The following is an 11,380-nucleotide window of genomic DNA, read 5'->3' as shown; positions in this document are numbered from 1 at the left end:
CGCCGCCCGGCCCGCCGGGCCGCGCCCCCGCGCCCGTTCGCGGGGTGAAAATGCGTTGCCTCCCGCGCCCGTGTATCGGCACTCTTATGGAGGCTTCCGGGAAATGACCGGAAGCCGGATAATTGCCGGAACATTTCCTCGTGGTTCAACGGCAGAACGCCGCACCGTTAATGCGGATATCCAGGTTCGAATCCTGGCGGGGGAGCGGCACGGGCTAGGGAGGTGACCCGGTGAACGTGCTCGTCCTGAACGCGTCGTACGAGCCACTGCAGAAGGTGGATCTGCGGCACGCCATCCGGATGCTGGTCCGCGAGGTGGCGGTCGTCGAGGAGGCGGAGGAGGGCCGCACCTTCGGCCGCTTCCCCGTGCCGCGCGTGCTGCGGCTGGTCCGGTACGTCGCGATGCGCTGGCGGCACGGACGGCGCCCGCCCTGGACCAAGCGCGGCGTCTACCTGCGCGACCGGGGCCGCTGCTGCTACTGCGGCAAGCGCGGCGACACCATCGACCACGTCCACCCGCAGTCGCGGGGCGGCGGCGACACGTGGGAGAACACCGTCCTGGCCTGCGGTAAGTGCAACAACCGCAAGGGCGACCGGACGGTCGCGGAGGCCGGGCTGCGGCTGCTGTCCGAGCCGCGCGTCCCGCGCTGGGACGAACTCGTCGGCACCTGACCGAAGACCGCACCGGAGGCCGGTCCGCCGCATCACGGCGGACCGGCCTCCGAATCGTGGACCATACGGTGTTCCAGTAGTGTTTGAGTTACTCTGTGTGTTTTCTGAAGCATGTGAGGCTAATTGGGTGATTGTGGTAGCGTGCCCGCCAATCTGAGCTTTGTTATCTAGGAGTGATCTGTGGCGGCCCTCGATTCCCCCGGCACGACGGCCCGCTCCGGCGGGCGGCGCGAAGCGGGGCGGCGTAAAGCGGGGCGGCGCCTCGCGGCACTCGCCCTCGCGGTGGGCCTTTCGGTGGCGCTGCCGCCGGTGTCCGGGAGCGCGGCGAGACTCCCGCAGGAGCCGCAGGATCTCAAGAAGAAGTACGCGGAACTCCAGAAGCGCGCCGCAAAGCTGTCGAAGGAGTACCGCGGCGAGCTCGTCACCCTCGAAGAGACGAAGAAGGCCGCCGAGCGCGCCGCCGCCGACGCCGCCAGGACCGACCGCGAGTACGACGCCGCCCGCGCGGACATCGCCCGGCTCGCCTCCACCGCCTACATGACCGGACGGCTCGACATCGTCCCGATGATCTCCTCCGCCGAGCCGGGCACCGCCGTCCACGACGCCGCCGTGGTCGAGCACATCAGCCGCAACAACGGCCGCCGGCTCCAGGCGTTGCAGGCCCTGAACGCCAAGGCGGCCGAGTCGCAGGCGACGGCCGCCAAGAAGCTGGACGCGGTCAAGAAGGAGATCGAGGACCTGGAGGGCCAGCGCAGCCGCGTCAAGAAGCTGCTCGCCAAGTACAAGCCCGAGGTCACCAGGACGCAGGCCCCCGCGGGCCGGCCCGACGGGGTCAGCGGCTCCAAGTCGCCGATCGCGGGCAACTCGATGACCGCGCGGATGCGCACGGCCCTGCTGGCGATCGACGGCAACTTCGGACCGTTCCCGTCCATCGGGTGCTCGCGTCCGGGCGACCCGCAGGACCACGGCTCCGGCCGGGCCTGCGACTTCATGGAGAGCACCGGCGGGCAGATGCCGAGCGCCTCCGCCCAGGCGCACGGCGACCGCGTCGCCCAGTACGTGATCGACAACGCGTCCCGCCTCGGGATCAAGTACGTCATCTGGAAGCAGCGCATCTACGACATGCGCAGCAGCGGCGGCTGGCGCCAGATGGAGGACCGGGGCAGCGTCACGCAGAACCACTACGACCACGTGCACGTCTCCGTCCTCTGATCCGGAGCGCTATTTCTCGTCGAGGCCGACGACGGCGCGTTCGGCGGCGGAGCGGGCGGCGGCCTCGACGACCTCCAGGCCGGTGATCGCGTCGGCGAGCGTCACCGGAGGGGGCCCCTCACCGGCGAGGGCGCGGGCCACCGACGCGTAGAACTCCTGGTAGGCGCCCGGCGCGGTGGGTTCGAGCCGCTCCTCGCCGGGCGTGCCGACCAGGCCGTACGCCTCCGGCGCGGCGAGCCCGTAGCCGGGGTCCTTCGGGGTGAGGCCCGCGCGGAGCTGCTCCTCCTGCGGGTCCATCCCCGGCACGACGTAGGACGCGCGGCTCCCCAGCACCCGGAACCGCGGCCCGAGCTGCGCGGCCGTCGCGCTCGCCCACAGGTGGGAGCGGACGCCGCTGGGATGGGACAGGGCCACGAACACGTCGTCGGGCACCGCCGCCCCCGGCCGCCGCGTGTCGATCTCCGCGTAGACCGCCGCGGGACGGCCGAACAGCGCGACCGCCTGGTCGATCAGGTGCGTGCCGAGGTCGAACAGGATGCCGCCCGCCTCGCGCGGGTCGGTGCTCTCCTTCCAGCTCTTGCGCACCTCGGGCCGCCAGCGCTCGAAGCGGGACTCCAGCCGCCGGACGTCGCCGAGGGCGTCCGAGCCGATCAGCCGGGACGCCGTCCGGAAGTCGCCGTCCCAGCGCCGGTTGTGGAACGGGAACACCGGCAGCCCCCGGACGGCGCTCAGCGCGGCCAGCGACCGCGCGTCCGCGGCGGAGGCCGCCACCGGTTTGTCCACGACGACGGGCAGGCCCGAGGTCAGCGCCGTCCGGGCCAGCGGGACGTGCTGCCGGTTCGGCGCGGTGACCACCACCAGGTCGTACTCGCCTGACGTGCCCCACAGCCGGTCGGCGCCGTCCACGACGTCCGCCTCCGGGTACCGCTCCCGGACGGCCCGCTGCCGCTCCGGGTCCCCGGTGACGACCGCGGCGAGCCGCATCCCGGGGACGGACGAGATCAGCGGCGCGTGGAAGACCGAGCCGCCGGTGCCGTATCCGATCAGCGCAACACGCAGGTCCATGCCACGATCATGACCGATGGCGCGGTGGCCGCCCGATCCCGGGGTCGGGGGGCGACGTAGGCTTTCGTCCAGGGATGGACAGGAACGAGGGGGCCCGTTGCCCAAGCCAGTGCTTCTGACGGTCGACGACGACCCGGGCGTGTCCCGGGCCGTGGCCCGGGACCTGCGGCGCAGGTACGCCGAGTCGTACCGGATCGTGCGCGCCGAGTCCGGCCGCCAGGCGCTGGACGCCCTGAGCGAGCTGCGGCTGCGCGGCGAGGACACCGCCGTCATGCTCGCCGACTACCGGATGCCCGAGATGAACGGCGTGGAGTTCCTGGAACGCGCCATGGACCTGTACCCGTACGCCCGCCGCGTCCTGCTCACCGCCTACGCCGACACCGACGCCGCGATCCGCGCGATCAACGTCGTCGACCTCGACCACTACATGCTGAAGCCCTGGGACCCGCCGGACGAGAAGTTCTACCCGGTGATCGACACCCAGCTCGACGCGTGGGCGCGGACCGAGCGGCGCCCGCCGGGCGAGCTGCGGGTCGTCGGGCACCGCTGGTCGGCCCGCTGCTACGAGGTCCGCGACTTCCTCGCCCGCCACCAGGTGCCCTACCACTGGCTGATGGACGGTGACCCGGAGGGCGCCCAGCTCGTCACGGCCGCGGGCTCCCCGGAGCTGCCGCTGATCGTGACCGCGGACGGGACGACGCTGTGCGCCCCCTCCGACGCCGAGCTGGCGTCCGCGATCGGCCTGTCGACCACCCCGTCCACCGGCTTCTACGACCTGATCGTCGTCGGCGGCGGGCCGTCCGGGCTGGGCGCGGCCGTGTACGGCGCCTCCGAGGGCCTGAACACGGTGGTCGTCGAGCGGCGCGCCCTCGGCGGCCAGGCCGGGCAGAGCTCCCGCATCGAGAACTACCTCGGCTTCCCCGACGGGGTGACCGGGGCGCAGCTCGCCGAGCGGGCCCGCCGGCAGGCCGACCGGTTCGGCGCCGAGCTGCTCCAGGCCGGCGAGGTCACCGCGCTGGAGGCGCGCGGCACGGCCCGCGTCGCCCGGCTGGCGGACGGCACGGAGATCGCCGCGCACGCCGTCATCCTCGCCACCGGCGTGTCCTACCGCCGCCTCAACGCCGAGGGCGTGGACGACTTCGTCGGGCGCGGCGTGTTCTACGGCGCCGCGCTCACCGAGGCGCCGTCCTGCGCGGACGAGGAGGTCGCCGTCGTCGGCGGCGCGAACTCCGCCGGGCAGGCCGCCGTCCACCTCGCGAAGTATGCGAAGAAGGTGCACATCATCGTCCGGGCGGAGGGTCTGGAGCGGTCGATGTCGCACTACCTGATCGAGCAGATCGGCGAGACGCCGAACATCGAGGTCCACACCGGCAAGACCGTCTGCGCGGCGGAGGGCGCCGACCGGCTGGAGCGCCTCACGTTCGCGTGGGCGGGCGGCAAGAAGACGATCGACGCGCACTGGCTGTTCGTGTTCATCGGCGCCGAGCCGGGCACCGGGTGGCTGGACGGCTTCGTCGAGCGCGACCCGCGCGGCTACGTGCTCACCGGCCCCGACCTCGTCGCGGGGGGACGAAGGCCCGCCGGGTGGCCGCTCGTCCGGCAGCCCTACCACCTGGAGACCAGCGTCCCCGGCGTGTTCGCCGCGGGCGACGTCCGCTCGGAGTCGATGAAGCGCGTCGCGTCCGCGGTCGGCGACGGCGCCATGGCCGTTGCCCTCGTTCACCGTTACCTGGAGCAGGCATGAGCGAAGCGAACCGGGGGGCGTGGGGGGTCGTCCCACCACAAGGAGCAGGCATGAGTACGGCATCGCCCGAGGAGCTGCGGGAGCTGTTCCTCTTCGAGGACCTCGACGACGACAAGCTGGCCTGGCTGTCGGAGCACGGGACGGTCGAGGCGGTCCCCGCGGACGGCGAGATCTGCGCGCAGGGCGACCCCGCCGAGTTCCTGTACGTGCTGCTGGACGGCGAGATGGCGATGTCCACGAACGTCCGGGGGCACATCGTCGAGGTGAGCCGGACGTCGCGTCCAGGCACCTATGGCGGCGCCGTCCAGGCGTACCTGGGCGACAAGATCGAGCAGATCTACCAGCACACGCTCCGGGCGGTGCGGGACTGCCGGATGTTCGTGCTGCCCGCGCGCAAGTTCGGCAAGTCCGTCCTCAAGTGGTTCCCGATGGCCGCCCACCTGCTGGAGGGCGTGTTCTTCGGGATGACCAACAACCGGCGCGTGGTCGACCAGCGGGAGCGGCTCACCGCGCTCGGCACGATCACCGCCGGGCTCACGCACGAGCTGAACAACCCGGCCGCCGCGGCGGCGCGGGCCAGCACCGAGCTGGGCGAACGGCTGCTCGGGGCGCAGAAGAGCCTCGCCGACCTCGCGGCGCAGGGCGTCGACTGCACGCATCTCAGCGCGCTGGTCGCGCTGCGCCCCGCGCTCCAGCCGCAGGCGGCCAGGCGGAGCCCGCTGGAGGTCAGCGACGCCGAGGACGAGCTGGGCGACTGGATGGAGGAGCACGGCGTCGGCGACGCCTGGGACCTCGCGCCCGGCCTGGTCGCCGCGGGGATCGGCATCGAGCAGGCCGAGGAGGTCGCGACGGCGGCGGGCGACAACCTGCCGGGCGCGATGCGCTGGCTCGCCGAGGTGATGGAGGTCGCGCAGCTCCAGGCGGAGATCTCCGAGGCGATGGGCCGCATCACCGCGCTGCTGGACTCGGCGCGGCAGTACTCCCAGCTCGACCGCGCCGCCCACCAGCGCGCCGACCTGCGCGAGCTGCTCGACAGCACGCTCACCATGCTCAAGCGCAAGATCGGCCAGGACGTGGTCGTCAAGACCGACTACGACCCCGGCCTGCCGCTCGTCCCCGTCTACGCGGCGGAGCTGAACCAGGTGTGGACGAACCTGATCGTCAACGCGCTGTACGCGATGCAGGGGTCGGGCACCCTCACGATCCGCACCGCGCGCGAGAACGACCACGCGCTCGTGGAGATCGCGGACACCGGGACCGGCATCCCCGAGGAGAACCTCGGCCGGATCTTCACGCCGTTCTTCACCACCAAGCCGGTCGGGCAGGGCACCGGCCTCGGCCTGGACATCTCCTGGCGCATCGTCGCGGACCGGCACGGCGGCGACATCCGCGTCGAGTCGCTGCCCGGCGACACCCGCTTCCAGGTGCTGCTGCCGCTCACCGAGCCGAACGGCGAGTGAACGCGGGCCCGCCGGCGGGCGCTACTCGAACAGGTCGGGCTGCTCGCGGGTGATCTGGTCGTGGAGCGGCTGGTAGTTGATCCAGCCGACCAGGTCGTTGCCGATCTGCTGGTGCGTCAGGACGGCGTTGTCGTGCTCGATCGGGACGACCTGCCCGGCGGCCTTGGCGAGGAGCTGCACCTGGCACGAGCGCTCCATCGTGATGAACCACCAGGCGGCGGCGTCCACGGTGTCCCCGACCGTCAGCAGGCCGTGGTTGCGGAGGATGACGGCCTTGGTCTCGCCGAGCGCGGCGGCGATGCGCTTGCCCTCCTCCAGGTCGGTGACGACGCCGGTGTAGTCGTCGAACAGGCCGTGGTCCTGGTAGAACGCGCACACGTCCTGCGTGATCGGCTCCAGCTTCCGGCCGAGCGCCGAGAGCGCCCGCCCGTAGGTGGAGTGGCTGTGCGCGGCGGCGACGACGCCCGGCCTGGCCTGGTGGATCTGGGAGTGGATCGCGAACGCGGCCTCGTTGACGGGGTAGCGGCCCTGGACGACCTTGCCCTCGTGGTTCACCAGGATCAGGTCGCTGACCCTGATGTGCTTGAACGACATCCCGAACGGGTTGACCCAGAAGTGGTCGGTCCGCTCCGGGTCGCGGGCCGTGATGTGCCCGGCCACGCCCTCCTCGAAGCCGAGCTTGCCGAAGATGCGCAGCGCGGCGGCCAGGCGCTCCTTGCGGTGGCGGCGCTCGTCCTCGACGTTGTCGAACGCCGGCGGCAGCTTGAAGATCAGGTCGGTCGGCAGCTTCTCCAGGAACTCGTCTTCGTCGGACATGGGGGCACTCCTCGGCTCGTCTGCGTCCACCGAACACCATCGCGGGCGATCCGGCTAGACCGGAACGATCCAAGCGTCCCGGGCCTTGTTGTCCGTAGCGGACAAAGGGGGCGCAGAATGGAGGGATGGAGCCCAGCGCCGGCGACCGGTTCCTGCGGTTGCTGACCGAGCACAGCGACGACCCGGCACGGCTCGAGGCGGCCGTCCGGGCCGCCCGCGGCCGGTCCCCGCTGGTGGCGGCGCTGCCCGAGGAGGAGACCAGGCGGCACACCCGCGCGCTCGTGCGGGGCGTGCTCGCCGCGCTGGAGGGCGGCGGGCCGGACGCGCTGGAGCGCGGCGGCCCCGCCGGGGACGTCCTCGCCGCGGCGGAACGGCTCGGCGAGGACCGGGCGCGGCAGGGCGTGCCGGTCGAGGCGTTCCTGGACGGCTTCCAGGCCGGCCGCGCCCATCTCGTCCGGACGCTCATCGCCGACGGCCGCCGCCAGGGTGTCCCGGACGCCGCGCTCCTCGACGGCGTCACCCGCATCGACGAGATCACCACCGCGCTCGTCCACCGGATGGTCCACGCGCACCGGGTCGCCGAGCTGGGGATGGCCCGCACCGTCCGGGAGGGCCGCGTGCAGATGCTGCGGCAGCTCCTGCACGGCGAGGCCGTCCCGGTGCTCGCGCCGCTCGACCCGTCCCGCGCGTACCACTGCGTGGTCTCCGACGTCAGCGACCCGGCGGTCGCGGCACGTCTGGAGGCGGAGCTGACCGCGGCGGGCCCCGGGCTGTGCGCGCTGGTCGACGGGCGGCTCGCGGCGCTGGTCGCCCGGCTCCCGGAGCCGCCCGCCACGTCGGGTCACTTGCGAGGGGACGACCCCCCACACCCCCCGGAACGGCCCGAGCCCCTGCTGCTGGTGGCGGCGCCGCCCGTACGTCCCGCCGAGGTCGCGCCGATGTACGAGCTGGGACGGCGGGCGCTGCGCGCGGGCGCGGACGCCGCGCTCACCGGGATGCGGGAGCTCGCCGACCTGGCGCTGCTCACCGTCACCGCGGCGGAGCCGGAGATCGGCGGGCTGCTCGCGGGCGCGCTGCTGGCGGGCCTCGACCCGGACGACCCGTTCCACCGCGAGCTGGCCGGGACGGGACTCGCCTACCTCGACCACGGCGGCCGGATGGAGCCGACGGCCGCGGCGCTGCACGTCCACGGCAACACGGTCAAGTACCGGATCCGGCGGCTGCAGGAGCTGACCGGGCGCCCGCTGCTGGACCCGTCGGGCGGGGCGGCCGTGTCCCGCGCCGCGCACTGGTGGTGGGCCCTGAACCGCTGGCTCGCCCGCGCGGCGCCCTGATTCTGTTTTGATGGACGTTTTGGATGGACGTTCCGTCCGGGACGTCCCGCACGAGAGCGGAGGGGGACCGGTGACGCCACCGAGGATCGGCACCGTGATGTGGCCCATGCAGTCCTGGCCGGACGCGGGGGAGCTGTGGCGGCGCGCCGAGGACCTCGGGTTCCGGCACGCCTGGGTGTACGACCACATCGCGTGGCGGGGCACGACGCCCTGGTACGACGCCTACACGACCCTGGCCGCGGCCGCCGCCGTCACCTCCCGGGTGCGGATCGGGACCCTGGTCACCTCCCCGAACTTCCGGCATCCCGTCCCGACGGCGCACGCGATCAAGACGATCGACCACATCAGCGGCGGGCGGCTGGCCATCGGCATCGGATCGGGCGGCACCCGCCGCGCCTCCGACGCGGGCGTCCTCGGCGGCGACGACTGGACGCCCAGCGAGCGCGCCTCCCGCTTCGCCGAATGGGTCGGGCTGCTCGACCGGCTGCTGCGGCAGCCGGAGACGACCTTCGAGGGCACGCACTACACGGCGCGTGAGGTCGTCCTGGAGCCGGGCTGCGTGCAGCGTCCCCGCGTGCCGTTCGTCATCGCCGGGAACGGTCCGCGCGGCATGCGGCTCGCCGCCCGGCACGGCGCCGGGTGGGTGACCAGCGGCCGTCCCGACGGCGGGACGGCGCAGGAGACCGTCCGGTCCCGGCTGGGGGCCCTGGACGCCGCGTGCGAGGCGGAGGGCCGCACGATCGGGGACAGGATCCTGCTGACGGGGTTCAGCGGGGAGCCCTGGCTCGACTCGGCCGGCGCGTTCGACGACCTCGCGGGCCGCTACGCCGAGCTGGGCATCACCGAGATCGTGCTGCACTGGCCGCGTCCGGGGACGCCGTTCGACGCCGACATGAAGGTCTTCGAGGCGGTCGCCGCGACGTACGGGGAGCCGGGAGGGGCCCGCTGATGCCGTTCGTGCTGCTCGCGCTCGCGATCGCCTTCGAGGTCACCGCCACGCTGTCGATGCGCGCCTCCGACGGGTTCACCAAGCCCGGGCCCGCGGTGGTCGTGGTCGCGGGATACGTGATCTCGTTCTTCTTCCTGGCGAAGGCGCTGACGTCCCTGAACGTGGGGCCCGTCTACGCGATCTGGTCCGCGCTCGGCACGATCGGCGCCTTCGTCGGCGGCGTCCTGCTGTTCGGCGAGCAGGTCAGGCCGCTCACCATCGCCGGGGCGGTGATCATCGTGGTGGGCGTGATCGTGATCAACCTCGGCGGGGGCGTCCACCAGGGCTGAGGGCCGCTCAGATGCGGTAGAGGGCGCCCTCGACGCCCCACTCGGCGGACGGCGGCGGCTCCCCGCGCCCCGCCGGCGGCGGCCGGACGAGGACGAGCCGCGCCACCCCGAGCCGCCGCAGCGCGCCGACCGCCTCCTCCGGCGGCCCGCCGGGCGGGATACCCGCGAACATCAGGTCGGCGTCGCGCGCCCAGCCAGGGGGCTCGGCGAACTCCGGCGCCCACACGCACGTGCGGTGCCCGGCGGTGATCCGGTAGCCGTGCATGGCGCGGCCGGGATGCGCGACCGGCAGCGGCTCGATGCGCAGCGACCCGTGCCGGAACGCCGCGAGGACGGGCGCGGGCATGCCGCACTGCCGGGCGATCCGGCCGAGGACCGCCTGATACGGGCCGTGCTCGTCGCGGACGAGCCACGCCTGCGAACTCTCCGGCGGCTCCGAGCCGGGACCGCCGTCCAGCCCGACCCGCGCGTGCCCGTACTCGACCAGCAACCCCGCCGGGGCGTGCAGCGGCGGGCGGGCCGCCCCCTCGGACGGCCCATCGGGACCGGCCGTTCCGATACCGAGCAGGATCAGGCGCGGCATGCCCCGATCGTCACCCCCGTGCCCGGGCCCCGTCCAGCCCCTGGAACCGCTCTGGTCAGACGGGTTCGGCGAGGGTCGTGACCCGCTGCTGCTCCAGCTGCCCGCCGATCAGCTCGCGCGGCGTGCAACCGGACAGGGCGCGGAACTCGCGGTTGAGGTGCGCCTGGTCGTAGTAGCCGCAGGCGAAGGCGGCGTCGGCGAGCCCGGCGCCGCCGGTCAGCAGCCCGATGGCGCGCTGGAAGCGGATCACGCGGGCCATCACCTTGGGCGGGAGCCCGGCCTGCTCCCGGAACCGGTGGGTCAGGTGCTTGCGGCTCCAGCCGACGTCGGCGGCGATATCGGCGACGGTCACTGCGGGGTCGCCGTTCAGCAGCCGCCAGGCCCTGGTGACCTCCGGGTCGGGCACGGGACCTGTCTCCAGGCGCCGCAGCAGGAACGCGTCGAGGACGTCGAACCGCTCGCCCCAGGACGAGGCGGCGGCGAGCCGTTCCACGAGCATGAGCGCGGCCCGTCCGAGCAGGTCGGGCAGCTCGACGGCGGCGTTGGTGAGGTGGGCCATCGGGACGCCGAACAGCGTGTAGGCGCCGAGCGGGGTCACGTCGAGCTGGACGCCGCGCTGCCCGCCCGGGCTGACGTACATGCCGTGGCCGTCGTACATCCCGGCGAGGAACGACCCGTACTCGCGGTCGGGCACGCCGCCGTCCGGGACCTGCATGAGGAGCGGCGGTCCCAGATTGATGATCATGACGGCGGTGCGGGTGGGCAGCGTCCGCATCCGGGTCGGGACGGCCTCGGTCTCCCAGTAGCCGTCGTAGGAGCGCAGGAACGGGCGCAGCGCGGGATGCGGGCGCCGCTGCGCCAGCCACCAGCCTCCCCGGTCGGCGAACTCGACCGGACTGTCGCTCATGCCCCAGTCCTACCACGCCGTCCGGACGATTACGGGCGCGCCGCCGTCGCTCGCGGGCGCCTCGCGGGGGCTACTCGTACATCTGGCCGCACACCGCGATGCGGGACAGGTCGTCCCAGGTCATGGTGGTGATCGTGCGGACGTAGGAGCGCGCGGGCGGCTCGCCGGGCTCGGCGGGCAGCGGGACGCGGGCGCCGTCGGCGGCGTCCCACCCGCCGAGGCTCCCCGCGACGGCGCATTCCAGGTAGGTCGCCGGGTCGAAGTTGTACCAGCGGGCGGGGGTGGCGCGCCCCCCGGAGCCGGGCGGGCG

The 11,380-nt window shown here is 73.4% G+C and carries 11 protein-coding genes, 1 tRNA gene and 1 pseudogene; 8 read left to right on the top strand and 5 right to left on the bottom strand.

The window, feature by feature from the left end:
- Positions 1 to 134: 134 nt before the first annotated feature.
- The 3 genes from ETD83_RS34050 to ETD83_RS34040 all read left to right on the top strand — a co-directional run bounded on the left by ETD83_RS34050 (position 135) and on the right by ETD83_RS34040 (position 1,883).
- A tRNA-Asn gene (locus ETD83_RS34050) sits at positions 135 to 205 on the top strand.
- A 25-nt stretch (positions 206 to 230) separates the two neighbouring features.
- Positions 231 to 671, top strand: a complete 441-nt coding sequence (locus ETD83_RS34045) for an HNH endonuclease (protein ID WP_138649320.1) — start codon at positions 231 to 233, stop codon at positions 669 to 671.
- Between the two features lie 180 nt (positions 672 to 851).
- Entirely contained in the window at positions 852 to 1,883 is a 1,032-nt protein-coding gene (locus tag ETD83_RS34040; protein ID WP_230421365.1) for a coiled-coil domain-containing protein, read from the top strand.
- Positions 1,884 to 1,892: 9 nt separating this feature from the next.
- On the opposite strand, the gene ETD83_RS34035 is transcribed toward ETD83_RS34040, so the two are convergent.
- Positions 1,893 to 2,948: a Gfo/Idh/MocA family oxidoreductase gene (locus ETD83_RS34035; RefSeq protein WP_138649319.1), complete on the bottom strand. Its 1,056-nt coding sequence runs from the start codon at positions 2,946 to 2,948 to the stop codon at positions 1,893 to 1,895.
- A gap of 97 nt (positions 2,949 to 3,045) precedes the next feature.
- On the opposite strand from ETD83_RS34035, the gene ETD83_RS34030 reads away from it, so the two are divergent.
- Positions 3,046 to 4,692: an FAD-dependent oxidoreductase gene (locus ETD83_RS34030; protein WP_230421364.1), complete on the top strand. Its 1,647-nt coding sequence runs from the start codon at positions 3,046 to 3,048 to the stop codon at positions 4,690 to 4,692.
- A gap of 50 nt (positions 4,693 to 4,742) precedes the next feature.
- Positions 4,743 to 6,152 carry an ATP-binding protein gene (locus ETD83_RS34025; RefSeq protein WP_138649317.1) on the top strand — a complete coding sequence of 470 codons (1,410 nt, stop codon included), beginning with the start codon at positions 4,743 to 4,745 and terminating at the stop codon, positions 6,150 to 6,152.
- Positions 6,153 to 6,173: 21 nt separating this feature from the next.
- Here the strand turns inward: ETD83_RS34025 and ETD83_RS34020 are convergent, their stop codons facing one another.
- Positions 6,174 to 6,968, bottom strand: coding sequence for a class II aldolase/adducin family protein (locus ETD83_RS34020; protein ID WP_138649316.1), 795 nt, complete (start codon positions 6,966 to 6,968; stop codon positions 6,174 to 6,176).
- A 125-nt stretch (positions 6,969 to 7,093) separates the two neighbouring features.
- On the opposite strand from ETD83_RS34020, the gene ETD83_RS34015 reads away from it, so the two are divergent.
- Genes ETD83_RS34015 through ETD83_RS34005 form a run of 3 tightly spaced genes read left to right on the top strand, consistent with a single transcriptional unit; the run spans position 7,094 to position 9,580 of the window.
- Complete coding sequence (locus ETD83_RS34015; RefSeq protein ID WP_138649315.1) at positions 7,094 to 8,302, top strand: helix-turn-helix domain-containing protein; 1,209 nt, start codon at positions 7,094 to 7,096, stop codon at positions 8,300 to 8,302.
- Between the two features lie 10 nt (positions 8,303 to 8,312).
- Positions 8,313 to 9,251, top strand: coding sequence for an LLM class flavin-dependent oxidoreductase (locus ETD83_RS34010; RefSeq protein WP_138649314.1), 939 nt, complete (start codon positions 8,313 to 8,315; stop codon positions 9,249 to 9,251).
- Positions 9,251 to 9,580 carry a DMT family transporter gene (locus ETD83_RS34005; RefSeq protein WP_138649313.1) on the top strand — a complete coding sequence of 110 codons (330 nt, stop codon included), beginning with the start codon at positions 9,251 to 9,253 and terminating at the stop codon, positions 9,578 to 9,580. Before ETD83_RS34010 ends, ETD83_RS34005 begins: the two co-directional genes overlap by 1 nt.
- Before the next feature lie 7 nt (positions 9,581 to 9,587).
- Here ETD83_RS34005 and ETD83_RS34000 read toward each other — a convergent pair whose 3' ends face one another.
- The 3 genes and pseudogenes from ETD83_RS34000 to ETD83_RS33990 form a co-directional block, all read right to left on the bottom strand.
- Positions 9,588 to 10,163, bottom strand: coding sequence for an MBL fold metallo-hydrolase (locus ETD83_RS34000; RefSeq protein WP_138649312.1), 576 nt, complete (start codon positions 10,161 to 10,163; stop codon positions 9,588 to 9,590).
- Between the two features lie 55 nt (positions 10,164 to 10,218).
- Positions 10,219 to 11,070, bottom strand: a complete 852-nt coding sequence (locus ETD83_RS33995) for a helix-turn-helix domain-containing protein (RefSeq protein ID WP_138649311.1) — start codon at positions 11,068 to 11,070, stop codon at positions 10,219 to 10,221.
- 70 nt (positions 11,071 to 11,140) lie between these two features.
- Positions 11,141 to 11,380: pseudogene (locus tag ETD83_RS33990) on the bottom strand (hypothetical protein); the annotation flags it as partial.

Origin of the sequence: Actinomadura soli, from assembly GCF_005889715.1 — a bacterium.
GTDB classification, from domain to species: Bacteria; Actinomycetota; Actinomycetes; order Streptosporangiales; family Streptosporangiaceae; genus Spirillospora; species Spirillospora soli.
This window is presented reverse-complemented; position numbering and strand designations above follow the sequence as displayed.

What these genes read in the sequence shown, in the direction of transcription:
- ETD83_RS34000 (WP_138649312.1), bottom strand. Translation starts at nt 10,163, where the DNA reads ATGCCGCGCCTGATCCTGCTCGGTATCGGAACGGCCGGTCCCGATGGG.
- ETD83_RS34015 (WP_138649315.1), top strand. Translation starts at nt 7,094, where the DNA reads ATGGAGCCCAGCGCCGGCGACCGGTTCCTGCGGTTGCTGACCGAGCAC.
- ETD83_RS34025 (WP_138649317.1), top strand. Translation starts at nt 4,743, where the DNA reads ATGAGTACGGCATCGCCCGAGGAGCTGCGGGAGCTGTTCCTCTTCGAG.
- ETD83_RS34010 (WP_138649314.1), top strand. Translation starts at nt 8,313, where the DNA reads ATGGACGTTTTGGATGGACGTTCCGTCCGGGACGTCCCGCACGAGAGC.
- ETD83_RS34005 (WP_138649313.1), top strand. Translation starts at nt 9,251, where the DNA reads ATGCCGTTCGTGCTGCTCGCGCTCGCGATCGCCTTCGAGGTCACCGCC.
- ETD83_RS34020 (WP_138649316.1), bottom strand. Translation starts at nt 6,968, where the DNA reads ATGTCCGACGAAGACGAGTTCCTGGAGAAGCTGCCGACCGACCTGATC.
- ETD83_RS34035 (WP_138649319.1), bottom strand. Translation starts at nt 2,948, where the DNA reads ATGGACCTGCGTGTTGCGCTGATCGGATACGGCACCGGCGGCTCGGTC.
- ETD83_RS33995 (WP_138649311.1), bottom strand. Translation starts at nt 11,070, where the DNA reads ATGAGCGACAGTCCGGTCGAGTTCGCCGACCGGGGAGGCTGGTGGCTG.